General features: G+C 73.7%; 20 protein-coding genes, 1 tRNA gene and 1 pseudogene. 10 read left to right on the plus strand and 12 right to left on the minus strand.

Annotation, left to right across the window (positions count from 1 at the left end; translation table 11 throughout):
• Positions 1-5 precede the first annotated feature (5 nt).
• Positions 6-2,255 carry a copper-transporting P-type ATPase gene (locus tag EV699_RS08450; protein WP_132541479.1) on the minus strand — a complete coding sequence of 750 codons (2,250 nt, stop codon included), beginning with the start codon at positions 2,253-2,255 and terminating at the stop codon, positions 6-8.
• Positions 2,256-2,345: 90 nt separating this feature from the next.
• Here EV699_RS08450 and EV699_RS08455 point away from each other — a divergent pair, with 90 nt between their 5' ends.
• From EV699_RS08455 to EV699_RS08465, 3 genes are all read left to right on the plus strand, one after another.
• Positions 2,346-2,750, plus strand: coding sequence for a MerR family transcriptional regulator (locus tag EV699_RS08455; RefSeq protein ID WP_132541482.1), 405 nt, complete (start codon positions 2,346-2,348; stop codon positions 2,748-2,750).
• Between the two features lie 68 nt (positions 2,751-2,818).
• Complete coding sequence (locus tag EV699_RS08460; RefSeq protein WP_132541485.1) at positions 2,819-3,763, plus strand: AEC family transporter; 945 nt, start codon at positions 2,819-2,821, stop codon at positions 3,761-3,763.
• A 55-nt stretch (positions 3,764-3,818) separates the two neighbouring features.
• Positions 3,819-4,196 carry a YajD family HNH nuclease gene (locus EV699_RS08465; RefSeq protein WP_132541488.1) on the plus strand — a complete coding sequence of 126 codons (378 nt, stop codon included), beginning with the start codon at positions 3,819-3,821 and terminating at the stop codon, positions 4,194-4,196.
• Positions 4,197-4,206: 10 nt separating this feature from the next.
• Here EV699_RS08465 and trxC read toward each other — a convergent pair whose 3' ends face one another.
• Positions 4,207-4,632: a thioredoxin TrxC gene (gene trxC / locus EV699_RS08470; protein ID WP_132541491.1), complete on the minus strand. Its 426-nt coding sequence runs from the start codon at positions 4,630-4,632 to the stop codon at positions 4,207-4,209.
• Positions 4,633-4,725: 93 nt separating this feature from the next.
• Between trxC and EV699_RS08475 the strand changes: the two genes are divergently transcribed.
• Positions 4,726-5,376 carry a cupin domain-containing protein gene (locus EV699_RS08475; RefSeq protein ID WP_132541494.1) on the plus strand — a complete coding sequence of 217 codons (651 nt, stop codon included), beginning with the start codon at positions 4,726-4,728 and terminating at the stop codon, positions 5,374-5,376.
• Positions 5,377-5,394: 18 nt separating this feature from the next.
• Here the strand turns inward: EV699_RS08475 and EV699_RS08480 are convergent, their stop codons facing one another.
• Positions 5,395-6,027 (minus strand): class I SAM-dependent methyltransferase, encoded by a 633-nt coding sequence (locus EV699_RS08480; protein WP_341540217.1) that lies wholly within the window; start codon positions 6,025-6,027, stop codon positions 5,395-5,397.
• A gap of 406 nt (positions 6,028-6,433) precedes the next feature.
• On the opposite strand from EV699_RS08480, the gene EV699_RS08485 reads away from it, so the two are divergent.
• Together EV699_RS08485 and EV699_RS08490 are read left to right on the plus strand one after the other, a co-directional pair.
• Positions 6,434-8,140 carry a cation:proton antiporter domain-containing protein gene (locus EV699_RS08485; RefSeq protein WP_132541497.1) on the plus strand — a complete coding sequence of 569 codons (1,707 nt, stop codon included), beginning with the start codon at positions 6,434-6,436 and terminating at the stop codon, positions 8,138-8,140.
• 72 nt (positions 8,141-8,212) lie between these two features.
• Positions 8,213-8,289: transfer RNA gene (locus EV699_RS08490), tRNA-Arg, on the plus strand.
• A 44-nt stretch (positions 8,290-8,333) separates the two neighbouring features.
• Here the strand turns inward: EV699_RS08490 and yedA are convergent.
• A complete protein-coding gene (yedA, locus tag EV699_RS08495; protein WP_207923000.1) occupies positions 8,334-9,230 on the minus strand; it encodes a drug/metabolite exporter YedA in 897 nt (298 codons plus the stop codon).
• Positions 9,231-9,346: 116 nt separating this feature from the next.
• Between yedA and EV699_RS08500 the strand changes: the two genes are divergently transcribed.
• Positions 9,347-9,787, plus strand: a complete 441-nt coding sequence (locus EV699_RS08500) for an Lrp/AsnC family transcriptional regulator (protein WP_132541500.1) — start codon at positions 9,347-9,349, stop codon at positions 9,785-9,787.
• Positions 9,788-9,793: 6 nt separating this feature from the next.
• Here the strand turns inward: EV699_RS08500 and EV699_RS08505 are convergent, their stop codons facing one another.
• Positions 9,794-10,978, minus strand: a complete 1,185-nt coding sequence (locus EV699_RS08505; protein ID WP_132541676.1) for an MFS transporter — start codon at positions 10,976-10,978, stop codon at positions 9,794-9,796.
• A 193-nt stretch (positions 10,979-11,171) separates the two neighbouring features.
• On the minus strand, positions 11,172-11,633 hold the full coding sequence (locus EV699_RS08510; protein ID WP_132541503.1) for a hypothetical protein: 462 nt from the start codon (positions 11,631-11,633) through the stop codon (positions 11,172-11,174).
• Positions 11,634-11,837: 204 nt separating this feature from the next.
• On the opposite strand from EV699_RS08510, the gene EV699_RS08515 reads away from it, so the two are divergent.
• The 3 genes from EV699_RS08515 to EV699_RS08525 all read left to right on the plus strand — a co-directional run bounded on the left by EV699_RS08515 (position 11,838) and on the right by EV699_RS08525 (position 14,662).
• Entirely contained in the window at positions 11,838-12,845 is a 1,008-nt protein-coding gene (locus EV699_RS08515) for an SGNH/GDSL hydrolase family protein (RefSeq protein WP_132541506.1), read from the plus strand.
• A gap of 153 nt (positions 12,846-12,998) precedes the next feature.
• Positions 12,999-13,469, plus strand: a complete 471-nt coding sequence (locus tag EV699_RS08520; RefSeq protein ID WP_132541509.1) for a substrate-binding domain-containing protein — start codon at positions 12,999-13,001, stop codon at positions 13,467-13,469.
• Positions 13,466-14,662, plus strand: coding sequence for a hypothetical protein (locus tag EV699_RS08525; protein WP_132541512.1), 1,197 nt, complete (start codon positions 13,466-13,468; stop codon positions 14,660-14,662). The genes EV699_RS08520 and EV699_RS08525 overlap by 4 nt, the downstream gene beginning before the upstream one ends.
• Before the next feature lie 31 nt (positions 14,663-14,693).
• Here EV699_RS08525 and EV699_RS08530 read toward each other — a convergent pair whose 3' ends face one another.
• The 6 genes and pseudogenes from EV699_RS08530 to EV699_RS08560 form a co-directional block, all read right to left on the minus strand.
• Positions 14,694-15,149, minus strand: a complete 456-nt coding sequence (locus tag EV699_RS08530) for a chemotaxis protein CheW (protein WP_165904081.1) — start codon at positions 15,147-15,149, stop codon at positions 14,694-14,696.
• Between the two features lie 26 nt (positions 15,150-15,175).
• Entirely contained in the window at positions 15,176-20,233 is a 5,058-nt protein-coding gene (locus EV699_RS08535) for a hybrid sensor histidine kinase/response regulator (RefSeq protein ID WP_132541518.1), read from the minus strand.
• A 28-nt stretch (positions 20,234-20,261) separates the two neighbouring features.
• A pseudogene (locus EV699_RS20085) lies at positions 20,262-21,317 on the minus strand (methyl-accepting chemotaxis protein); the annotation flags it as partial.
• A gap of 470 nt (positions 21,318-21,787) precedes the next feature.
• Entirely contained in the window at positions 21,788-22,318 is a 531-nt protein-coding gene (locus tag EV699_RS08550) for a chemotaxis protein CheW (protein ID WP_132541521.1), read from the minus strand.
• Positions 22,319-22,323: 5 nt separating this feature from the next.
• Complete coding sequence (locus EV699_RS08555) at positions 22,324-22,701, minus strand: response regulator (protein ID WP_132541524.1); 378 nt, start codon at positions 22,699-22,701, stop codon at positions 22,324-22,326.
• A 76-nt stretch (positions 22,702-22,777) separates the two neighbouring features.
• Positions 22,778-23,137 carry a response regulator gene (locus tag EV699_RS08560; protein WP_132541682.1) on the minus strand — a complete coding sequence of 120 codons (360 nt, stop codon included), beginning with the start codon at positions 23,135-23,137 and terminating at the stop codon, positions 22,778-22,780.
• Positions 23,138-23,219: the final 82 nt, after the last annotated feature.

Genomic DNA, 23,219 nt, shown 5'->3' on the forward strand with positions numbered 1-23,219 from the left:
CGTGCTCAGGCGCGGCGCAGGCGCAGCGCGTTGGCGACCACCGACACCGAGCTCGCGCTCATCGCCAGCGCCGCGAGCAGCGGCGACAGCGCGAGCCCGAAGGCCGGGTAGAGCACGCCGGCCGCGACCGGCACGCCGAGGCCGTTGTAGAGCAGCGCGAACAGCAGGTTCTGGCGCATGTTCGTGACCGTCGCGCCCGCCAGCCGGCGCGCGCGGGCGATGCCGCGCAGGTCGCCCTGCACCAGCGTCACCTGCGCGCTGTGCATCGCCACGTCGGTGCCGCTGCCCATGGCGATGCCGACGTCGGCCCGGGCCAGCGCCGGGGCGTCGTTGATGCCGTCGCCGGCCATCGCCACCACGTGCCCCGCGGCCTGCAGGCGCTCGACCAGCGCGAGCTTGTCCTGCGGGCGCAGCCCGGCGTGCACCTCGTCGATGCCGAGCGGCGCGGCCACCGCGTGCGCGGTGGTGGCCGCGTCGCCGCTCGCCATGACGATGCGGATGCCGGCGGCGCGCAGCGCCTGCACCGCCTCGGCCGTCGAGGCCTTGAGCGGATCGGCGACCGCGATCAGGCCGGCGAGGCGCCCGTCGAGCGCGACGAACACCACGCTCGCGCCGGCGCGCCCGAGGCCCTCGGCGGCGGCCCGCAGCGGCGCGGGGTCGAGCCCCAGCGCCTGCAGCAGCGCCGCGTTGCCGAGCGCGACCGCATGGCCGTCGACCGTCCCGCGCACCCCGCTGCCGCTGGTGGCGGCGAAGTCCTGCGCCGGCGCGAGCGCCAGCCCGCGCCGGCCGGCCTCGGCGACGATGGCCGCGGCCAGCGGATGCTCGCTCGCCCGCTCCAGGCTCGCGGCGAGGCGCAGCACCTCGTCCGCGGCGTGGCCGGTGGTCGCCACCAGCTGCCGGAACGCGGGCCTGCCGAGCGTCAGCGTGCCGGTCTTGTCGACCACCAGGGTGTCGACCCGCTGCAGCGTCTCGATCGCCGCGGCGTCGCGGAACAGCACGCCCTGCAGGGCCGCACGGCCCGTCGCCACCATCACCGACAGCGGCGTGGCGAGGCCGAGCGCACACGGGCAGGCGATGATCAGCACCGCGACCGCGTTGAGGATCGCGTGGGCCCAGCGCGGTTCGGGGCCGAACACGCCCCAGGCGACGAAGCTCAGCACGGCGACGGCCACCACCGCCAGCACGAAGCCGCGCGCCACGCGGTCGGCGAGGCGCTGCAGCGGCGCACGCGAGCGCTGCGCCTGCGCCACCAGTTGCACGATCCGCGACAGCGCCGTCTGCTCGCCCACCTGCTCGGCGCACAGCACCAGCGCGCCGCTGCCGTTCAGCGTGGCGCCGATCAGCGTGTCGCCCGGCTGCTTGTCGACCGGCAGCGGCTCGCCGGTGAGCATCGACTCGTCGACGTGCGAATGCCCCTCCAGCACCACGCCGTCGACCGGCACCTGCTCGCCCGGACGCACGCGCAGGCGGTCGCCGACCTGCACCTGCGCGATCGGCACGTCGGTCTCGCCGCCGTCGGCGTCGAGGCGCCGGGCGGTCTGCGGCGCCAGGCCGAGCAGCGCGCGGATCGCCGCCGAGGTCTTCGCCCGCGCGCGCAGCTCCAGCATCTGCCCGAGCAGCGTCAGCGAGACGATCGCCGCGGCGGCCTCGAAGTACACGCCGACGTGGCCGTCGACGCGGAACGACGCCGGGAACGCCTGCGGCGCCAGCGTCGCGACCGTGCTGTAGGCGAAGGCGGCGCCGACGCCGGTGGCGATCAGGGTCCACATGTTGGGGCTGCGGTTGACGAGCGATTGCAGGCCGCGGGCGAAGAACGGCCGGCCGGCCCACAGCACCACCGGCGCGCTCAGCAGCAGTTCGACCCAGGGGCGCACCGCGTGGTCGAGCCCGGGCACGGCGTGGCCGGCCATCGCGAGCGTCATCACCAGCAGCGTCGCCGGCAGCGTCCACCAGAACCGGCGCGAGAAATCGACCAGCTCCGGGTCGTCGCCGTCGTCGCGCGGCAGCTCGGGCTCCAGCGCCATGCCGCAGAGCGGGCAGTCGCCGGGCCCGTCCTGGCGCACCTGCGGGTGCATCGGGCAGACGTAGGTCGTGCCTTCGGGTTGCGCCGCGGGCGGCGCCGCTGCGGGGGCGTGCGCGGGGTGGTGATGGCCGGCGGGGGCGGTCGGCGGCGCATGGCCATGCGCATGACCGCAGCACGCGGGCGCGCCGGGTGCGCTGGAACCGGCGGTGGAATCGAAGGTGTGAAGGTTCATCGCGGCGCTCCTTGTTGTGCTCGATGCAGGGCGCCGATACGTTTAGGACCGTACCTGGGTACGGGATCAAGCATGAACCGCGAACCGACGATGAGCATAGGCGCCCTCGCGGCGGCGGCCGGGGTGAGCGTCGAGACGGTGCGCTACTACCAGCGCCGCGGGCTGCTCGCGCGCCCCGACCGGCGCTACGGCACGATCCGCCGCTACACGGCGGCGGACCGCGAGCGGCTGCTGTTCGTGCGCCGCGCGCAGCGCCTCGGCTTCACCCTCGACGAGATCGCCCAGCTGCTGGCGCTCGACGCGGTCCGCGACCGCGCCGAGGCGCGCGCGCTGGCCGCCGCCAGGCGCGACGACATCGACGCGCGGGTGGCCGACCTGCTGGCGATGCGCCGCGCGCTGGACGCGCTGATCGAGCACTGCAGCCACGGCCGCGCGAGCGAGCCCTGCCCGATCATCGACGCCTTCCGCCACGCCCCGCCCCCGGCCGCGGACTGAGGCCGCCGCGCCCCGCCGCCGGCACTTGGGCTACGCTGCGCCCCGCCCCCCGCCCGAGGTCCCCGCGCATGGCCGTGTTCCAGAACATCGTGCTGCTGACGGCGCCGCTGTTCCTGCTGGTGCTGCTCGGCTACGGCCTCAGCGCCTGGGCGCGCTGGCCGAAGGCGGTGTCCGACGCGCTGACGCGCTTCGTCTTCTCGGTGGCGGTGCCGGCGCTGCTGTTCCGCATGATGAGCGACTTCTCGCGCCTGCCGCCGACCGACGCGCGGCTGCTGCTCGCCTTCTTCGGCAGCTGCCTGCTGGTGTTCGTGCTCGGGCGGCTGGTGGCGCACCACGTGTTCCACCTCGACGCCACCGCGCAGTCGGTGTTCGCGCTCGGCGGCATCTTCTCGAACAACGTGCTGCTCGGCGTGCCGCTGGCGCAGATCACGCTGGGCGCGGCGGCGATCCCGTCGGTGTCGCTGGTACTGGTGTTCAACGCGCTGACCCTGTGGACGCTGGTCACCGTGTCGGTGGAGTGGGCGCGCCACGGCCGGGCGTCGTGGACCGGGCTGCGGCGCACGCTGCGCGGCGTGCTCACCAACCCGCTCATCGTCGGCATCCTCGGCGGCACCGCCTTCGGCTTCACCGGCCTGGCGCTGCCCGGCGTGCTGGCGCAGACGCTGACGCTGGTCGCGCAGGCCGCGGTGCCGCTGTCGCTGATCGCCCTCGGCATGGGGCTCGCCGAGTACGGCGTGCGCGAGGGCTGGCGCGAGAGCCTGGTGATCTGCACGATCAAGCTCGTGGTGCAGCCGCTGGTGGTGTTCGCGCTCGCCCGCGCGCTGGCACTGCCGGCGCTCGAAACCCAGGTGGTGGTGATGCTCGCCTCGCTGCCGGTGGGCGCCAACGTCTACCTGATGTCGCGCCAGTTCGGCGTGCTCGGCGGTCCGGTGGCGGCAAGCCTGGTGCTGTCGACCGCGGTCGCCGCGCTGAGCACGCCGCTGGTGCTGACGCTGGCCAGCGCGGCGCACTGAGCCCCCGCGGCGCACTACACTCGGACCGATCGCAGCCCCCGTGGAGCCCGTCGCCATGCCCGAACCGAAACCCCCCGCCGCCAGCAAGCTCGACCGCGTCGTCGCCGAGGCGCGGCGCAACCGCGAGGCGCGCGAGCAGGACTACCGCGAGCGCGCGCTGAAGCTCTACCCCTGGGTGTGCGGCCGCTGCGGGCGCGAGTTCACCCGCGTGAACCTGCACGAGCTGACCGTGCACCACCGCGACCACAACCACGACAACAACCCCCCCGACGGCAGCAACTGGGAGCTGCTGTGCCTGTACTGCCACGACAACGAGCACCAGAAGTACGGCGAGTACGCCGCACACGGCGACGGCAGCGGCGGTGGCGGCAAGGCCGCGGCGGCGACGCACAACCCCTTCGCCGCGCTGCAGGGGCTGCTGAAGAAGGACTGACGCGCGCCGCTCAGCCGGCGTTGGCGAGCAGCCAGCGCTCGAACTCGCGCGCCGGCAGCGCCCCGCTCACCCGCGCGCGCTCGGCGCCGCCGCGGAACAGCGCGAGCGTCGGGATGCTGCGGATCGCGTGGGTGGCGGCGAGCGCGGTCTCGGCCTCGGTGTCGACCTTGGCGAACACCAAGCGGCCGGCATGCGCCTGCGCCGCCGCCGCGAAGGTCGGCGCGAAGCTGCGGCACGGGCCGCACCACGGCGCCCAGAAATCCACCACCAGCGGCAGCGGCGCGTGCGCGATCAGCTCGCCGCCGGCGGCGGCGTCGAGCGCGAGCGGCGCGCCTTCGAGCAGCGGGCGCTTGCAGCCACCGCAGTGCGGGCGGGCGCCGAGGCGGGCGGGGTCGAGGCGGTTGCGGGTCTGGCAGTGCGGGCAGGTCAGCAGCATGGCGGTGGCACCGGAACGGGGGTTTGCAGCGCCCGATCTGGACGCGCATCGTGCGGGTTTCAAGGCCCTGCCCCACCGCCCGGAGCGCCGCCGATGCCCGCCGACCTGCCCGACGTCAATCCCGACCGCCGCCTGCGCGTGGTGGTCGACACCATCGTGCAGCCTTGGGAGCCGAGCCCGAGCGGCACGGTCTGGCGCAAGCCGCTGTACCGCAGCGGCGGCGAGTTCGGCCCGGTGACCAGCCTGGTGCGCTACGCCGCGGGCGGTGCCTTCGCCGCGCACGCCCACCCCGAGGGCGAGGAGATCCTGGTCCTGAGCGGCGTGTTCGCCGACGATCACGGCGAGTACCCCGCCGGCACGCACCTGCTGAACCCTGACGGCAGTCGCCACGCGCCGCGTTCGGTGGACGGCTGCGAGCTGTTCGTGCGGCTGCGCCAGTACGCCGGGCGCGAACGCCGCGTGCAGCGCGCCGACGGGCCGGCGACGCCGGCCGCGGGGGTGGCGGAACAGCTGCTCTACGCCGCGGCCGGCGAGCCGCGCATCGCGCTCGAAGCCTGGGCCGCCGGCGCCGGCGGCAACCCCCGCCGCTGGCCCGGCGGCGGCGAGATCTTCGTGCTCGCCGGCACGCTGCACGACGAACTCGGCCGCTACGGCGCCGGCTGCTGGTTGCGCCTGCCGCCCGGCAGCGTCCACGTGCCGTTCGCGCCCGCGGGCTGCCGGCTCTACGTGCGCGCCGGCGCCTGAGCGCGCGCCGGCGACGCTTCAGGCGCCGGCGTGGACGACGTTGTGCCAGAGATCGACGCGGGCCGGCGGCAGGTTGCCGAGGACCACGGTGCGCTGCGCCGGCCGGGCGCCGAGCGCGACGAGGGGGGAGTCGCCGAACAGGGCATAGGTGTACTGCACCACGTGGCCCTGCGGCGCAAGCACGGCGCGACAGGCGGCGATGATCGCCTCCACGCTGGCTTCGGGCAGCGAGCGCAGCGGCAGGCTCGACACGATGGTGTCGACGCGCCGCTGCGTGCCGAGCCGCGCCGGCAGCTCGCAGGCGTCGCAGTGCAGCACGTTGACCTGGCGGAAGCGCCGGCGCAGGTGCGCGGCGAGGCGCGCGTCGCGCTCGACGACGTACAGGCGCTGCGGCGCCAGGCCGCGTTCGAGCAGCGCCTCCGTCACCGCGCCGAGGCCGCCGCCGAGCTCGACGACGACGCCGTCGCCGTCGAGCGGCGCGAGCCGCGCCATCGCCCGGGCGAGGCGCTGCGAAGCCGGCCAGACCGCACCGACCGCGCGCGGGCTGTCGAGCCAGGCACGCAGGAACACCCAGGGGCTCTGCCAGACGGGCAGCTCGGTCGCGTCGGCAGGCGACCCGGTCGTGAACATCACTTCGGATTCTTCTGGCATCGCATCCTGTATCCGGTGGCACGGAGCGCGACCGCGGGAGCAGCCCGGCAACGGCGGAAGTTCCGTTGCCCGATGACGCTGACGACACCTGCCCGTGGGCAGGCAACGGTGATGTCACGGCTTGCGCCGGCGAACGGCCGCGGGCGCATCAGAGGCGCTACGCGCACCGCCGTCAAGCGCCGCGCACGCCGGCACCCGCTACACGACGCCTGCCCGCACTTTTTGCTAATCTTCAAAGCTTTTCATTATCAAACAGTTGAAGACCTTCCCGCGGCGACCGCAGGGACGCGCCCGGAACCACCCGGCGCGCTCGCGGGTCCCCTCTGCATGCCGCACCACGCCCCAGGCCGGGGCACGCACCACGCCGGGGGCGGGAAGCCTGTGCATTTGCAGCCACGAGGATCGCATGCCGCACGACGTCAGCCTGATTTCCACCATCGCCACCGGCCTGGGCCTGGCGATGATCCTGGGGTACCTCACCTCGCGCCTGCGCATGCCGCCGCTGGTCGGCTACCTGCTGGCCGGCATCATCATCGGCCCCGGCACCCCCGGCTTCGTCGCCGACGTCCACCTGGCCGGACAGCTCGCCGAGATCGGCGTGATGCTGCTGATGTTCGGCGTCGGCCTGCACTTCTCGCTCGAGGACCTGCTCGCCGTGCGCCGCATCGCCGTGCCGGGTGCGATCGTGCAGATCGGCGTGGCGACCGTGCTCGGCATGGCACTGGCGCTGTTCTGGGGCTGGGAGTTCGGCGCCGCGCTGATCTTCGGCTTGGCGCTGTCGGTCGCCAGCACGGTGGTGCTGCTGCGCGCGCTCGAGGCGCGCGGCGTGCTGGAATCGCTCAACGGGCGCATCGCCGTGGGCTGGCTGATCGTCGAAGACCTGGTGATGGTGCTGGTGCTGGTGCTGCTGCCGGCGGTGGCGGGCCTGCTCGGCGGCGAGACCGGCGCCGCGCCGGTCCAGCACAACGACGGCGAGCTGTGGCTGACGCTCGGCTACACGCTGGCCAAGGTCATCGCCTTCCTCGCCCTGATGCTGATCGCCGGCCGGCGCGTGTTCCCGCGCCTGCTGTGGCTGGTGGCGCGCACCGGCTCGCGCGAGCTGTTCACGCTGTGCGTGATCGCCGCCGCGGTGGGCGTGGCCTACGGCTCGGCCAAGCTGTTCGACGTGTCCTTCGCGCTCGGCGCGTTCTTCGCCGGAATGATGATGCGCGAGTCGGAGTTCAGCCACCGCGCCGCCGACGAGTCGCTGCCGCTGCGCGACGCCTTCGCGGTGCTGTTCTTCGTCTCGGTCGGCATGCTGTTCGACCCGCGCGTGCTGCTCGAGCAGCCGCTGAAGGTGCTCGCGGTCGCCGCCGTGATCATGGCCGGCAAGACGCTCGCCGCCGTGCTGCTGGTGCTGATCTACCGCTACCCGCTGAAGACGGCGCTGACGGTCGGCGCGAGCCTCGCGCAGATCGGCGAGTTCTCGTTCATCCTCGCCGGCCTCGGCGTCAGCTTCGGGCTGCTGCCGGCGGCCGGGCAGAGCTTGATCCTCGCCGGGGCGCTGATCTCGATCGCCCTCAACCCGCTGATGTTCTCGGCGATCGAGCCGGTGCAGGCCTGGCTCACCGCGCGCTCGCGCCTGGTGCGGCGGCTGGAGGCACGCAGCGACCCGCTGGCCGAGCTGCCGATGTCGGTCGACCAGGCGGTGCTGACCGGGCAGGTCGTGCTGGTCGGCTACGGCCGCGTCGGCCGGCGCATCGCCCAGGCGCTCGGCGAGCGCGGCATCCCCTACGTCGTCGCCGAGCAGAACCGCGAGATCGTCGAGCAGCTGCGCGCGCAGGGCGTGCCGGCCGTCTCCGGTGACGCCGCCGATCCGGCGGTGCTGATCCAGGCGCACATCGTCAACGCCGGCATCCTGGTCATCGCCACGCCCGACACCCTCAACGTGCGCAAGATGGTCGAGATCGCGCGCACGCTGAACCCGGACATCGAGACCGTGGTGCGCTCCCACAACGAGACCGAGGCCGAGCTGCTCGAGCACGAACGGATCGGCAAGGTCTTCATCGGCGAACGCGAACTGGCGCACGGCATGGCGCAGCACGTGCTGGCACGCATGGGCGCGCTGCACTGACGCGAACCCCGGCACGGCATGGACGCCGCCGCCGGGCGAGAGTATCCTGCGCCCTCCGCAACACCCCCCAACGCGCCCGTAGCTCAGCTGGATAGAGCGCTGCCCTCCGGAGGCAGAGGTCAGGGGTTCGAATCCCTTCGGGCGCGCCATCTCCTTCCAGTCCTTACCCGCACACCCGCGCCGACGCCCGGCCTCAGCCGCGCCGCTGCGCGAGCAGCAGGACCACGCCGGCGAGCACCACTGCCGCGGCGAGCCATTCGAACGCGGAGATCGTCTCGCCGCCGAGCGCCACGCCGAGCAGCATCGCGATCACCGGGTTGACGAAGGTGTAGCTCGCCGCGAGCCCCGCCGGCGCACGCGCGAGCAGCGTCATGTAGGCGTTGAAGGCGATCAGCGAGCCGAACACCACCAGGTACAGCCAGGCGCCGACGGCGAGCGGCTGCGGCGGCCACTGCGGGCGCTCGCCGACCGCGAACGCGAGCAGCAGCAGCACCAGGCCGCCGCCGATCATCTCGCTGGCGAAGCCCATCGCGCCGGGCGCGAGCGGCAGCGCGCGCTGGCTCAGCACGCTGCCGAACGACCACGCGACGGTGGCCACGGCGATCGCCGCCAGCCCCTGCGGCGAGGCCTGGAAGCCCGCCCCCTGCGTCAGCAGCAGCACGCCGAGCAGGCCGACGCCGATGCCGGCGAGCTCGCTGCGCGCCGGGTAGACGCGCCACAGCAGGTTGACCGCGACGATCAGCAGCGGCACCACGGCGATGAAGGCGACCACCAGCCCGGAGCCGACCGTCTGCTCGGCGAACGCCGTGCCCCCCATGCCGCCGCCGAGCATCAGCGTGCCGACCACGCCGGCGTTGCGCCACTGGCGGGCATCGGGCAGCGGCGCGCCGCGCCAGCGCATCCAGGCGAACAGCACGAGCCCGGCGACCAGGAAGCGCGTGCCCATCTGGAAGAACGGCGGCAGGCTCAGCAGCGCGAACTTGATCGCCAGGTAGGTGGAGCCCCACACCAGCCAGGTCGCCGCCAGGCAGGCGACGACGAGCGGCGTGAGCGGGCTGCGGGTGGTCAGGACGAGGGCGGGTGTGGACATCGGCAGGCTCCTGGTGGCCGCCACATGCTAGGCCGCGGGGTCCGGCGGCTGAACCGCACGCTCACGCTTTCATGGCATCATCGCTTTCGATTCGACGGTAATCCGGGCCCGGCACGATGAAAATCGAACTCGATGGCTATGACGGCCGCATCCTGGCCGAACTGCAGGCCGACGCCCGGATGTCCATGACCGAACTCGGCCGGCGCGTGCACCTGAGCCCGCCGGCGGTGGCCGAGCGGGTGCGCAAGCTCGAAGCCGCCGGCGTCATCACCGGCTACCACGCCTGCGTCGACCCGGCGGCGCTCGGCTACGCGATCCGCGCGCTGGTGCGCGTGGGGCGCGCCGAGTTCGCGCGCATGACCGACACCATCGCCGCCACCGCCGAGGTCACCGGCGCCTGGAACGTCACCGGCGAGGACAGCTGGATCCTCGAAATCGCCGTCACCGACGTCGCCCACCTCGACCGCGTGCTCACCGCCTTCTGCGCGCTGGCGCAGACCTCCACGGCGATCATCCTGAAGACGGTGCGCGAGCGCGGCCCGCTGCTGCCGCCGTGACGGCGCTCACGCCGTGGCGAGCGCCGGGCGCAGCACCGGCGCCTCGCGGATCGGCAGGTTGACGAGCGCGGCGGCGGCGGCGAGCGCGATGTCGGCGTACCACATCCAGTCGAAGTTGCCGAAGCGCGCCAGCGCGATGCCGCCGAGCCAGGCGCCGAAGAAGCCGCCGACCTGGTGCGACAGCAGCGTCATGCCGAACAGCGTGGCGAGGTAGCGGGTACCGAACAGCTTGCCGACCAGCCCGGCGGTGGGCGGCACGGTGGCGAGCCAGGTCACGCCGAGCGCGGCGGCGAACACGTAGAAGGTCAGCGCGGTCTTGGGGGCGAGCAGGTAGAGCGCGACGATCAGCGCGCGCGAGGCGTACATCCACACCAGCAGCCACTTCATGCGGTAGCGCTGCGCCAGCGCGCCGGCACCGAGGCTGCCGGCGACGTTGGCGAGCCCGATGATCGCCAGCGCGGTCGCCGACACCCCGGCCGACAGCCCGCACAGGTTGACCTCGCCCGGCAGGTGCGTGACCAGGAAGGCGATGTGGAAGCCGCAGGTGAAGAAGCCCGCGTGCAGGCACCAGTAGCTGCGGTCGGCGAAGGCCTGGCGCAGCTGGTCGCGCATGCCGAGGCTCGCCGGTGCCGTACCGTCCCCCGCCGCGCCGCCGGTGACGACGGTCGGCGCGTGCGGCGCGGTGCGGCGCAGCGGCCAGGCGAGCGGCAGCGTGAGGAGCGACAGCAGCGCCAGCGTCAGCATCGAGTGCACCCAGCCGAAGGCGGCGATCAGCCCCTGGGTGAGCGGCGCGAACACGAACTGTCCGAAGGAGCCGCCGGCGTTGATGAAGCCCGAGGCGAAGGCGCGCCGCTGCGGCGGCAGGCGGCTCGCGGTCGCCCCGATCAGGATCGAGAAGCTGCCGGCACCGGCGCCGGCCGCGGCGAGCAGGCCGAGGCTCAGGATCAGCGTCGCCTCGCCGTTCACCAGCGGCGTCAGCGCGAGCCCCGCGGCGAGCAGCAGCCCGCCCGCGACCAGCGCCCGGCCCGAGCCGTAGTGATCGGCGAGCGCGCCGAACAGCGGCTGCGAGGCACCCCAGACGAACTGCCCCACCGCGAGCGCGAAGCTGATCTTCTCGATGCCGAGCCCGGTGGTGACGCCGAGCGGCAGCACGAACAGGCCGAGCGACTGGCGTGCGCCCATCGTGATCATCAGGATCGCGGCGGCGGCGAGCGAAAGCGTCCACGCGGACGCGGCGGTGGTGCGATGAGCGGTCACGGCCGGAACCTCCCCTGCTTGGAAGCGCGCAGCGCGGCGGGGGATCACTATGTGGCGCCCCGCCGGGCGCTACCAGCACCGCACCGGCATGGGAGCCATGCGGCCCGGCGCGCGCCGGGCGGCGGGCTCAGACCGGGCCGAGCTCGGGCGTGGTCGAGTCGGCGAAGGAGCGCCCGCAGGTCAGGCAGCGGTACCAGTGGTAGTGGGTGTCGGCGCTGCTGCTGTCCTCGCGGTGCAGGTAGGCGAGCACCCCGCGCTCGGCGCAGACGTGGCAGATGGCGTGCGGCGGCAGGCCGGCCGCCTCCGCCACCGCGGGCTTCAGGCGCAGGATGAAGGCGCCGTCCGGGGTCCGCACCGGTTCGTAGTCGTTGAAGCGCAGCTTCGCCTTCAGGCTCGCGATCTCGGCCAGCAGGTCGTTCTCCACGGCCTGGGCGGCCAGCAGCTTGCCCTGCAGGTCGATCACCGCCGACTGGATCGCGATCAGGTGGTCGTTGGCCAGCACGTCGGCCTGGTCGTCGGCGAGGCGCTTGACCAGGCCGGCGAGCGTCTGCGCCGCGGCGAAGGCGGCGGTGAGCGGGGAGGTATCCATGACGGGACTCCGGGCACAGGGACTGCTGAAACCCTAGCAGCGATTCGCCGCAGCGGCAGCGGCAGGTGCGGCCCGTGCCGGTCGACGATTGCCGACCCGTACCGCGCCCACTAACCTTGCGGCTCGCACCCCAACAAGAACGGCAGGAGCCGCTCCACCGGCGGACCCTGCGCATAACTCGCTCCCAGTGCCGCGAGGCCCCCCATGCACATGTCCCGTCTGTTCCGCAGCGTCTGCGCCGGCGCCGCCCTGCTCGTCGCGAGCCTCGCCCACGCCGGGCCCTACACCTCGATGGTCGTTTTCGGCGACAGCCTCTCCGATCTCGGCAACATCGCCACCATCACCGGCGGCGCCGTCCCCGGCGCGCCCTACTCCGGCGCCTTCACCAACGGCGCCCCGTGGGTCAACGGCGCCGCAACGGCACTCGGCCTGCCGCCGCTCGGGCCCTCGCTGCTCGGCGGCAGCGACTACGCCTGGGGCGGCGCGCGCACCAACGGCCACTCCAATCCGGCGCTGGCGACGACCGCGAGCATCCAGGCGCAGGTCGGCGCCTACCTCGGCAGCCACGGCGGCGCGGCCGACCCCGGCGCGCTCTACGTGCTGTGGGGCGGCGCCAACGACCTGCAGGATGCGCTGTTCGCGGCGGCGGCCAACCCGGCCAACGCCTTCGCCATCGTCTCCGCCGGCGTCACCGGCAGCATCGGCCGCATCGGCGACCTGCTGGACGACCTGATCGGCGCGGGCGCCGGCACCATCGTGGTGCCGAACCTGCCCGACCTCGGCCTCACCCCGCGCATCGCCGCTTTCGGTGCGCTCGGGGTGTCGCTCGGCAACTTCGCCTCGACGCTGTTCAACGGCCTGCTCGACGGCGTGCTGGCCGCGCGCAGCGGCAGCGCCGACCTGCGCGAGGCCGACATCTTCGGCCTGCTCAACGATGCCGTGGCCAACCCGGCCAAGTACGGCCTGAGCAACGTCAACGCGCCGTGCTACACCGGCGACGACATCAACTGGACTGGAGGAGGCAGCGTGTGCGCGGATCCGGGCGCCTATCTGTTCTGGGATACCTTCCACCCGACCTCAGCGGCGCACGCGTTCATCGCTGCCGAGATCGCGCAGGTCGCGATCCCGGCACCGGGCGTGCTGCTGCTGTTCGCCGCGGGCCTGCCGCTGCTGCGCCGCGAACGTCGACGCGCCGACGCCCTGACCGCCTGACACGCACACCCGCATGCGGCAACGCGGAGCACGGGCGCGGCCGGCCGCCGGGGTGCGGTGCGCTGCGCTGCCCGGCCTCCGCCGGCAGGATGGCGCCCGCGCGCCGCAGCCTGCCGGGGTGCCACCCCCTTCTGCACATCCCCAGCGGTGACGATGCGCAACTGGATCCTGGTGCTGACACTGCTGGGCGGGTCGCTGCTGTCGGCGCACGCGGCGCCCGGCGGCGCCGACGGCGAGCCGGCGGGCGAATCGGCGATCGAGGTCATCGTCGCCCCCGACGTGCCGGTCGACACGCTCACGGTCAACCAACTGCGGCTGATCTTCTCGCTGCGCCTGCGCTCCTGGCCCAACGGCGCGCCGATCCGCGTGGTCACCGAGCCCGACGACGCGCCGGTCCACCAGGCCTTCTGCCGCACCCACCTCGGCGTCTACGCCAACAGCCTGCGCATCGCCTGGAACCGGCTGATCTACACCGGACTCGCCGCGGGCCCCACGGTGGTCAACGGTGAGGCGGCGATGCTCGAGCGCGTGGCGAACCTGCCCGGTGCCATCGGCTACGTCCGCCAGGGCGAACGCGGCGATGCCGGCGTGCGCACCGTGACCGTCACGCCGGAGCCGCGATGAAAGCGCCCTTCCCGCCTATCGCTCCCTGGTTCGTGGCCGCCTGCCTGCAGTGCGTCGTCCTGCTGCTGCCGGGCGGCGGAAGCCACGCCGAAACGCCGGCGACGGAGCCGGAGTTCTCGCTGCACGGCTTCGCCAGCCAGGGCTATTCGAACTCGACGGCGAACAACTTCAACAGCAGCGGCCAGTCGGGCGGCTCCTTCGACTTCCGCGAGGCGGTGGTCAACGGCCGCTGGCGCTTCGCCGAGCACACCTCGGTGGCGGCGCAGGCGCTGTACCGCGCCGCGCCGGTGTCGGTCGACGACGGCGTGCGGCTCGACTACGCCTTCCTCGACCATGCCTTCACCGGCACGCTCGGTGCCACCGGCGGCGTGCTGCTGGGGCGCTTCAAGAACCCCTACGGCTTCTTCAACGAGACCCGCGACGTGCCCTTCACGCGCTCGGGCATCATCCTGCCGCAGTCGATGTACACCGAGCGCGGGCGGCCGTTCACGATGAGTTCGCAGGGCATCCTGGTGTACGCCGACCTCTACCAGCCGTGGGGGACGCTCGGCTTCAAGGGCAGCTACGGCAAGCCGGTACGCGGCGGTGCGCCGCTCGAGTACATCCTGTTCTCGCGCGACCTGCCCGGCGAGTTCGAGCCCGACCGCGCCGCCACCGCGCAGTTGCGCTACGACGGGCCGGAATACGGGCGCGGCTGGAGCGCGGCGCTGAGCTACCAGCAGTACGCCTACGACTTCAGCCAGCCGCGCTCGCTCGGCGTCGACGACTTCCATTTCGACTTCCACACCATGGCGGCATCGCTGCAGTACGACAGCGGCGAGCGCTGGAAGGTGCTCGGCGAGGTGGCGCGCGGCAAGGCCTTCGACGGTGCGATCCGCCTGGGCGGCTACCTGCAGGCGAACTACCGGCTGCGCCCGGACGTGGAAGTCTTCGCCCGCGGCGACCTGATGATCCTCGACGAGCGCGACCGCTGGGGCAAAAAGTACGCGCAGAGCGGCCGCTGCCCGGACTACTGCCGCTACGCCAAGGACTTCTCCGTCGGCCTCAACTGGGACATCCGCCCCGACCTGCAGCTGCGGCTCGAATGGCACCACGTCAACGGCACCGCCTGGCTGAGCGGCGCCGAGAACGATCTGCGCGACTCCACCGAGCGCTGGAACCTCGGCCTCGCGCAGCTCTCCTGGCGCTTCTGAGCGTCCCGCCAGACGGCGCCCCCGCCGCCGCTCAGTTGCGGTAGATGCCGAGCGCCGCGAGTGCGGCGTCGAGGTGGTCGAGGTCGGGGATCAGCGCTTCGCCGTCGTGCAGGCGCACGCGGCGCAGCACGCCGGGGGGCGGGGGCGCGTCGTCGAGCGCGCCCAGGTCGGCGCGGGCGAGGGTCAGCAGCTGGGGCACCTCGACGGTGACCACGGCGACATGGCCGACGCGCCCGCCCGGGGTGCGCAGCACGACGATGCGCGAGCGCGGCCCGGTGATCGTCGCACTGCCGGCCAGCAGCGGCTCCATGCCGATCAGCGGCACGGTGCGGGCGCGCCACAGCAGGCTGCCGAGCACCCACGGCGGGGCGCCCTCCACCCGCAGCGGCGGCGCGTAGGGCAGGGCCTCGACGACCAGGCCACCGGGCACCAGCAGGCGGCCGCCGGCGAAACCGATGAGGAGACAGCGCAGGTCTGGGTCGGCCACGGGCACTTCCTCTCGCACGCGCGGGCTCACGGCGACGGCAGCGCCGCGGCGCGCGCGCCGAGCACCGCGCGGATCGTCGCCAGCAGTTCGCGCTCCTGGTACGGCTTGCCGAGGTAGGCGTTCACGCCGAGGCGGGCGGCGCGTTCGCGGTGTTTGTCGCCGGTGCGCGAGGTGACCATGATCACCGGCAGGTGGCGCAGCCGCGCCTGGTTGCGGATGTGGGCGACCAGCTCGAAGCCGTCCATGCGCGGCATCTCGATGTCGAGGATGACCACGTCGGGCACGCTCTGGTCGAGCCGCGCCACGGCATCGATGCCGTCCTTGGCAAGGCCCACCTGGATGCCGTGGCGTTCGAGGAAGCGTGCCGTCACCTTGCGCATGGTGATGGAGTCGTCGATCACCAGCGCCGACACCGGCGGCCCGGCACCGCCCTCGCGCGCCCGGCGCAGCACCTTGGCCTCGGCGGCGAGCAGGGTCTGCTGCGCGAGCTTGCGCAGCAGTGCCGCCATGTCGAGGATCAGCACCACCTGGCCGTCGCCGAGCACGGTCGCACCGGAGATGCCGGGGATCGCCGCGAGCTGCGGCCCCACCGGCTTGACGATGATCTCCTGGCGCCCGAGCACCGCGTCGACCTGGATCGCCGCACGCTGGTCGGCGCTGCGGAACAGCAGCACCGGCGGGCGCCCCTCGATGCTGCCCGGCTGCGGCGGCTCGCCACCGACGGCGACCGCGAGGCTGTGCACCGGGAAGACATCGCCGGCGTAGTCGTGCTCCACCGGGTGCCCGCCCAGGTAGTCGCGGAAGGCGCGCCCGCCGAGCCGCCCGACCGCCTCGACGGCGAGCAGCGGGATCGCGTAGGTCTCGCCGCTCGCGCGCACCAGCAGCGCCTGGGTGATCGACAGCGAGTACGGCAGGCGGATGGTGAAGGTCACGCCCTGGCCGCCGCGCGAGTGCACGTGCACCGCCCCGCGCAGCGTCTTGACCGCCTCGGCGAGCACGTCGAGGCCGACGCCGCGGCCGGCGACCTGGGTGACTTCGCGCGCGGTCGAGAAGCCCGGCATCATCAGCAGCCCGGCGAGATCGGCCTCGCTCGCCAGCGCCCCCGGCGCCAGCACGCCGCGCTTCTCGGCGGTGGCGCGGATCGCGGCGAAGTCGAGCCCGGCACCGTCGTCGGCGACGGTGATCAACACCTCGGAGCCCTCGCGCCGCAGGTTCAGCGTGATCGTGCCGGTCTCCGGCTTGCCGGCCGCGGCGCGCAGCGCCGGCGGCTCGATGCCGTGCGACACGGCGTTGCGCAGCACGTGTTCGAGCGGCGCGACCATGGTGTCGAGCAGGGTGCGCTCGACCTCGGCGTCGGCGCCCTCGATCAGCAGCTCGGCGCGCTTGCCGGTGTCCTCGGCGGCCTGGCGCACCACCCGGCGCAGCCGCGGCACCACGCTGTCGATGCGCACCACGCGCGTCTGCAGCACGCCCTGCTGCAGCTCCTTGTCGACCTTGCCCTGCTGTTCGAGCAGGCTGCTCATCTCGTGGGTCTGGTCGAGCAGGCTCTCCTGCAGGCTGCCGAGGTCGTCGGCGACTTCGGCCAGCGCGCGCGACAGCTGCTGCACCTCGGAGAAGCGGTCGAGTTCGAGCGGATCGAACTCGGCGTTGCCGTCGGCGCCGCCGCGTTCGTAGCGGAACAGGATCTGCTTCTCGGTCTCGATCTCGAGCTGGCGCAGCTGGGCGCGCAGGCGCTCGACGGTCTGGCGCAGCTCGCCGAGGTTGCCGCGCAGCGTCGACACGCCCTGTTCGAGCCGCGCGCGGAAGATGCTCGTCTCGCCGATCTGGTTGACCAGCGCGTCGAGGAGGCGGTTGCTGACGCGCACCGATTCGACGTTGCCGCCGGCGACCGCCACCGCGCCCGCGCGCGGCGCCGGCACGGCGGCCGGTGCCCGCACCGTGCCGCTGGCGAGCAGGTCGTGCAGGTCCTGGATCAGCTCGTCGGCGGCAGCGGCGGCGTCGCCGCCCTCGATCACGCCGAGCATCTCGACGAAGCGGTCGAGCGCGCGCTGCAGGCCGTCGGCGATGGCGTCGCTGGCCACCGCGGTGCCGTTGGAGACGGCGTCGAGCAGCGACTCGGTGGCGTGCGCGAGGTCGCCGACCTGGGTGTAACCGGCCATCCGCGAGCTGCCCTTGAGGGTGTGCATTTCGCGGCGCAGGTCGTTCAGCAGCGCCGGGTTGGCACGATCGTGGCGCCAGCGCGCGAGCGTGACCTCGGCGGCATCGAGGATCTCGCCGGCCTCGCCGATGAACACCGTGGCCAGCTCGCGGTCGGCCTCGCGCCGCGCCGCGGCCACCGGTGCGGTCACCACCAGCGCCTGGCCGCGCCGGGTGATGTGGTCGAGCAGTTCGTCGACCGCCTCCGCCTCGACCGCGCTGCCCTCGGTGAGATCGCCGAACACCGCGGCACATTCCTCGCAGAGCAGGATATCGTTGCCGTCGAGCCCGCGGCCGAGCGCCCGCAGCCGCACCAGATAGGCCTCGAGCGCCGCCGCGAGGCGCATCACCGCTTCGGGGAAGTCGGGCCCGGTGAGCGGGCGCAGCGCCTGGATCAGCGCCTCGCGGCTCGCCGTGCTGCCCTCCTGGCAGTCGTCGAGCACCAGCAGGATGGCTTCGAGCCACTCCGGCCCGCTCGGCAGCGCCGGCGGCGGCGCCGGCGGCGGTGCGAAGGCCGGATGCCCGGCGAGGGCGCCGAGGGTGCGGTCCAGCGCCTGCTCGGTGACCGGCTCGGGCGCCGCCACCGGCTGGGCAGCGGGCTCCTCGGCCGCAGCCGCAGGCACGGGCACCGGTTCGGGTACCGGTTCGGGCGCGGCGACGGACTCGGGGGCGGCGGGCACGACCGCTTCGGGCGCCTCCAGCGCCGCCGCCAGCAGCTCGACGATGCGCGCCTCCAGCGCGCGCAGGCGCTCGCGAGTGGCCGGCGCGCGCTGCGGATCGGCGAGCCAGGCCTGCAGCGCGCGCGCCGCCTCGGCGATGGTCGCGATCAGCACCGGCGTGCTCGGGCAGCGCCCTTCCAGCACCTGGTTCAGCAGGTTCTCGACCGCCCAGGCGAACTCGCCGGCGACCTGCTCGCCGACCATGCGGCCGCTGCCCTTGAGGGTGTGGAAGGCCCGGCGCACGTGGCGCAGGGTTTCGAGGTCGTCGGGGCGCCGTTCGAGCCGCGCGAGGTGCCCGGCGATGCTGTCGAACTCGCCCGCCGCCTCCTCGAGGAAGACCTCCAGCAGGTCGAGGTCGATGTCGGCCGCTGCCGCGGCGGCGGTCGGCGCGGGTTCGGCCGCCCGCGCGGCGACGAACAGGCGTTCGAGCTCGGCATCGTCGGCGACCTCGAGCTCGGTCGGCAGCGCGTGCTCGGCCGGCGCCGCAGGAGGTTCCGGCACCCAGTCGAGCGCCGCCGCGGCGGGCTCTTCGGCAGGCACCGGCGGTGCCTGGATGGCGTCGGCGGCGAAGGCGGGCTGCGGCTCGGCGCGCGGCGGCGGCAGGTGCGGCACGTCCACGCGGCGCGCGGCGACGAGGTGCTCGCGGGCGCGCTCGATTTCACCGTCGGCGAATGCCTGGCCGGCGGCGCGCTGTTCGAGCGCGTACTCGGCGACCACCATGGCGTCGGCGACGGCGCCGGCGAAGGTGTCGTCGACCGCACCGGCGCCGGCGAGCGCGCGCACCGTGGCGAGCAGTTCGGTCACCAGCGCCTGCTCGGCGCCGCATTCGAGCACGGCGAGGATGCCGATCACCCGCCCCAGGTGGGCGGCGGCCTCGTTCCAGGCGACGTCGCCGGCTTCGCCGCGCAGGCGCGCATCGACCTCGCCGCGCGCCTGGCGCAGCAGCTCGACCGCCTCGCGCAGCACCGCGCTGCGCGCCTGGCGCGTGTCGATCGCGGTGAGGTCGGCGAGCGGGTCCTGCGCGACGCTGCCGGGCGGGGCGAAGGCGAGCGTGCCGAGGTGCTCGACGCTGCTTTCGAGCAGCACCAGATCGGCAGCGAGCGCCATCAGCTCGCCCTCGTCGAACGCCTCGCCGCTCACCGCCGCCGCGGCGAGGCGGTCGAGCCAGTGCCGCGCCAGCGCCACCGGCGCCTCGGCTTCGAGCAGATCGAGGACGTTCGCCACCTGCGGCAGCAGCGCGAGGTCCTCGGCGAGCTGCCCCGCACCGAGCGGGGCGCTGCGGCTGCTGGCGTCGAGCGCGCCGCGGCACACCGCGAGCTGCTCGGCGAGCTCGGCGGCGATCAGGCGCACGGTTTCGGGATCGGCGAGCACGTACCCGCCGGCATCGCTGCCCGGGGCTTCCGGATGGTAGTCGACGCGGTCGGTGAGCCACATGCGCCCGGTCGCCGAGGTGGTCAGTTCGGCTTCGAGGCGGCGGATCAGGTCGACGCGCCCGGCGGCGTCGGCGTCACCCGCCCCGGTCTCGGCGAGCAGGCGCAGCTGCCGGTCGGCGTCGCGCAGCAGCAGGTTCTGCGCGCGCACCGGTGGCAGGCCGAACTGCGCGAGGGTCTCGGCCACGCCCTGCAGGCGCCACCAGAGTTCGTAATCGGCGCCGCTGCGGCAGGCGGCCTTCAGCTCGGTGCAGATGCGCTCGATCGCGGCGAGGTGCGGCCCCGGCGACGGTCCCCGCAGCAGGCCGAGCAGCGCGCGCTGGAACGCCGGGCGCACCCCGGTGGCGATGCTGCGCACCAGCGCGCGGGCCGGATCGTCGTCCGCCTCCCCGGCGGGCGCTTCGGGGCGCCGCCCGACGCGCTGCCAGGCGAGCCGGTGGCCGAGCGCGAGCACCTGTTCCAGCAGGTGCTCGCGTGCCTCGGCGGGCTCCAGGCCACCCTGCTGGCCGATGCGCGTGGCGAGATCGAGCAGCTCGGCGGCCTGCGCGGCGCTGTCGGCATCCTCCAGCATCGCGCAGGCGCCCTGGATCTGGCGCAGCCCGGCGATCACGCCGTCGAGCGAGGCGCTCCCCGTCGGCGCGGCGAAGAAGGCTTCGAGCGCGCTGCGCACGCGCCCGAGGGTGGCGTCGAGTTCGGCACGCACCTCGGCGTGCGCGATGTCCGCCCGCGGCTCGCTCATGCCCGTCCCCTGTGCGCGTGCTCGCGCGTCACGCCGCGCCCGCCCCGGGCAGGCGGAACCCGGCCACCGACTGGCGCAGGTCCTGCGCGAGCGAGGACAGCTCGCCCATCGCGCGCGCCGTGGTCGCGCCGCCGGCGGCGGTCTCGGCGGTGGTGGCGTTGATCGCCTCCATGCTCACCGCGACGCGCCCGGCCATCGTCGAGACCTCGGTGGCCGCGGTGGAGATCTCGGCGATCAGCGCGGCGAGGCGCGCCGCCACGCTCTCGATCTCGCCGAGCGCCTCGCCGGCCTTCTCGGCGAGCCCGGCGCCGTTGACCACCTCGGTGGTGCTCTTCTCCATCGAGATGATGGCTTCGTTGGTGTCGGCCTGGATGGTCTTGACCAGCGCCTCGATGCGCCGCGTGGCGTGGCCGGAGCGCTCGGCGAGGCGCTGCACCTCGTCGGCGACCACGGCGAAGCCGCGCCCGGCCTCGCCGGCGGCCGAGGCCTGGATCGCGGCGTTGAGCGCGAGGATGTTGGTCTGGTCGGCGATGTCGTTGATCAGCTCGACGATGTCGCCGATCTCCTGCGAGGACTCGCCGAGCCGCTTGATGCGCTTCGAGGTCTCCTGGATGTGCTCGCGGATCGCGTCCATGCCGTGCATGGTGCGGCGCACGCGCTCGCCGCCCTCGCGGGCGAGCCCGGCGGACTGGTGCGCGACCTCGGCCGAGGTGCTGGTCTTGCCCGAGACCGCGTCGAGCGCCTGCGCCATCTGCGCCACCGTGGTGTTGGAGGCCTCGATCTGGCGCGCCTGCGCCTGCGCGGCCTCGGCGAGGCGGTCGGCCACCGCGCGCGTTTCCACCACCGCCGCGGCGACGCGCTCGGAGGTGGCGTTGATCGTCGTCACCAGCTCGCGCAGCGCCTCGATCGCGTAGTTGATCGAATCGGCGATCGCGCCGGTGATGTCCTCGGTGACGCTCGCCTGGACGGTCAGGTCGCCTTCGGCGAGGCCGCCCATCTCGTCGAGCAGGCGCAGGATGGCGTCCTGGTTGCGGCGGTTCTGGTCGTCGGTCTGCTCCTTGCGCCGCTCGGTGTCGACGTTGCGGTGCTCGATCTCGCGCGCCCGCCGCCGCGCGTCGCCCACCTGCTGCTGCAGCAGCAGCACCAGCAGCAGCACCGACACCGCCGCGCAGGCGTAGACCACGCGCCGGTCGACGTCGATGCCGAGCACCTGCGCCTTCGCCGGGCCGTCGACGTCGCCGCGGTCCTGCGCCGCGGCGAGCCGGCCGAGGCGCTCGCTCGCGGCCTGCAGCCGGGCGATGGCGCCGTCCGCGCCATGGGCGGCCTCCTGCGCGAGTTCCGGCAGGCTGCGCGCGACCCGCCCGAGCTCGGCGGCGAGCGCCGTGCGGTTCTCGGCCTCGCTGCGCTCGGTGGCGAGCCAGCCCGCGACGGTGAGCGCGACGGCGACCACCAGCAGCACGATCAGCGCGAGATAGCGGGCGTTGCCCGCGGCACCGGCGGAGGGGAGCGTTTCGTTCATGGTTGTTCTCGGCTCTCGGAAGGACGCGCGGCGCGCTACAGCGCCGCCGCCATGAAACGCGGATCGGCCAGCAGCCGGCCGAGATCGAAGGCGAACCACAGGCTGCCATCGACCTCGTAGGCATCGCGCAGGTACGGCCGCAGCGTCGGGTCGACGGCGGGCAGCGGGCGGCGGTTGGCCGTGCCGCTCGGGCGCATGCCGACGATCTCGTCGACCAGCAGGGCGTAGCTCCAGGCCTCGCCGGGCACCACCACCAAGCGGCTGCGCGGGCCGACGACGCTGCGCCGGCCGGTGAGGAAGTCGAGCAGGTCGATGACGGTGGTGATGCGCCCGCGCAGGCTCATGATGCCGAGCAGCCAGGGCTGCGCGCCGGGCACCTGGGTGAGCCGCGGCAGCGGCACGATCTCGCCGGTCTCGCGCAGGTCGAACAGGAGCTGGGTGCCGCCGAGGCGCAGGCCGAGCGCGCCGACGCCGGCCCCGGCGCTGCCCGGGGCGGGCGCCGCCTGGCTGCGCCGCTCCAGTTCGAGCAGCTGGTCGAAGGGGTGCGGGCGGGCGGGCGCGGCCATCGGCGTCAGGACCGGCGGGCGAGCACGGCGCCGATCTTCGCCAGCAGTTCGGCTTCGACCGGCGGCTTCACCACGTATTCGACCGCGCCCTGGCGCATGCCCCAGATGCGGTCGGTCTCCTGGTCCTTGGTGGTCACCATGATGATCGGGATGTTGGCGGTCTGCGGCGCCTTGGCGAGCTTGCGGGTGGCCTGGAAACCGTTCATGCCGGGCATCACGACGTCCATCAGGATCAGGTCGGGGCGTTCGGAGAGGGCGGTGGCGATGCCCGATTCGGCGCTGTTCGCGCTCAGGACCCGGTAGCCGGCGGGTTCGAGCATCCGCGTCAGAGCGAACACCTCGGTCGCGGAGTCATCGATGATCAGGATGCGGGCATTGGCCATGGTGCTGTTCCGTTTGAGCATCCGCACGGGGCCGGCCGCCCCGCGACCGGTTCCGGGTCCGACCCATCCCTAGAGCTCACCGGGTGGTGTGGACATGCAGGTGGATCGCCTCGAGCAGATCCTCGCGAGTGAACGGTTTGGTGATGAACTGCTCGGAACCGGCGAGCTTGCCGCGCGCCTTGTCGAAGATGCCGTCCTTGCTCGACAGCATGATCACCGGCGTGGAGCGGAAGCGGCGGTTGCTCTTGATCACCGAGCAGGTCTGATAGCCGTCGAGGCGCGGCATCATGATGTCGAGGAAGACGATGTCGGGTTCGCTGTCGACGAGCTTGGAGAGGGCCTCGAAGCCGTCGTCGGCGGTGACCACGGTGAAGCCCTCGCGTTCGAGCAGGGTTTCGGCGGTGCGGCGGATGGTGCGACTGTCGTCGACCACCATGACCTTGATCGTGGGATTCGCGCTGCCCGCTGGCTCCACCTGGATTCTCCTCAGACGTCGCGCCGCCCGCCCGCCCGGCCCT

It is taken from the genome of Plasticicumulans lactativorans (genome assembly GCF_004341245.1).
GTDB lineage: Bacteria > Pseudomonadota > Gammaproteobacteria > Competibacterales > Competibacteraceae > Plasticicumulans_A > Plasticicumulans_A lactativorans.

Excerpts from the sequence above, each read along its gene's own strand:
- EV699_RS08525 (WP_132541512.1), top strand. The coding sequence starts at position 13,466 with ATGAAAGCGCCCTTCCCGCCTATCGCTCCCTGGTTCGTGGCCGCCTGC.
- EV699_RS08455 (WP_132541482.1), top strand. The coding sequence starts at position 2,346 with ATGAGCATAGGCGCCCTCGCGGCGGCGGCCGGGGTGAGCGTCGAGACG.
- EV699_RS08555 (WP_132541524.1), bottom strand. The coding sequence starts at position 22,701 with ATGGCCAATGCCCGCATCCTGATCATCGATGACTCCGCGACCGAGGTG.
- EV699_RS08485 (WP_132541497.1), top strand. The coding sequence starts at position 6,434 with ATGCCGCACGACGTCAGCCTGATTTCCACCATCGCCACCGGCCTGGGC.
- EV699_RS08450 (WP_132541479.1), bottom strand. The coding sequence starts at position 2,255 with ATGAACCTTCACACCTTCGATTCCACCGCCGGTTCCAGCGCACCCGGC.
- EV699_RS08535 (WP_132541518.1), bottom strand. The coding sequence starts at position 20,233 with ATGAGCGAGCCGCGGGCGGACATCGCGCACGCCGAGGTGCGTGCCGAA.
- EV699_RS08560 (WP_132541682.1), bottom strand. The coding sequence starts at position 23,137 with ATGGTGGTCGACGACAGTCGCACCATCCGCCGCACCGCCGAAACCCTG.
- EV699_RS08515 (WP_132541506.1), top strand. The coding sequence starts at position 11,838 with ATGCACATGTCCCGTCTGTTCCGCAGCGTCTGCGCCGGCGCCGCCCTG.
- EV699_RS08520 (WP_132541509.1), top strand. The coding sequence starts at position 12,999 with ATGCGCAACTGGATCCTGGTGCTGACACTGCTGGGCGGGTCGCTGCTG.
- EV699_RS08465 (WP_132541488.1), top strand. The coding sequence starts at position 3,819 with ATGCCCGAACCGAAACCCCCCGCCGCCAGCAAGCTCGACCGCGTCGTC.
- EV699_RS08460 (WP_132541485.1), top strand. The coding sequence starts at position 2,819 with ATGGCCGTGTTCCAGAACATCGTGCTGCTGACGGCGCCGCTGTTCCTG.
- EV699_RS08500 (WP_132541500.1), top strand. The coding sequence starts at position 9,347 with ATGAAAATCGAACTCGATGGCTATGACGGCCGCATCCTGGCCGAACTG.
- EV699_RS08480 (WP_341540217.1), bottom strand. The coding sequence starts at position 6,027 with ATGCCAGAAGAATCCGAAGTGATGTTCACGACCGGGTCGCCTGCCGAC.
- EV699_RS08505 (WP_132541676.1), bottom strand. The coding sequence starts at position 10,978 with ATGATCACGATGGGCGCACGCCAGTCGCTCGGCCTGTTCGTGCTGCCG.
- EV699_RS08550 (WP_132541521.1), bottom strand. The coding sequence starts at position 22,318 with ATGGCCGCGCCCGCCCGCCCGCACCCCTTCGACCAGCTGCTCGAACTG.
- EV699_RS08510 (WP_132541503.1), bottom strand. The coding sequence starts at position 11,633 with ATGGATACCTCCCCGCTCACCGCCGCCTTCGCCGCGGCGCAGACGCTC.
- yedA (WP_207923000.1), bottom strand. The coding sequence starts at position 9,230 with ATGTCCACACCCGCCCTCGTCCTGACCACCCGCAGCCCGCTCACGCCG.
- EV699_RS08475 (WP_132541494.1), top strand. The coding sequence starts at position 4,726 with ATGCCCGCCGACCTGCCCGACGTCAATCCCGACCGCCGCCTGCGCGTG.
- trxC (WP_132541491.1), bottom strand. The coding sequence starts at position 4,632 with ATGCTGCTGACCTGCCCGCACTGCCAGACCCGCAACCGCCTCGACCCC.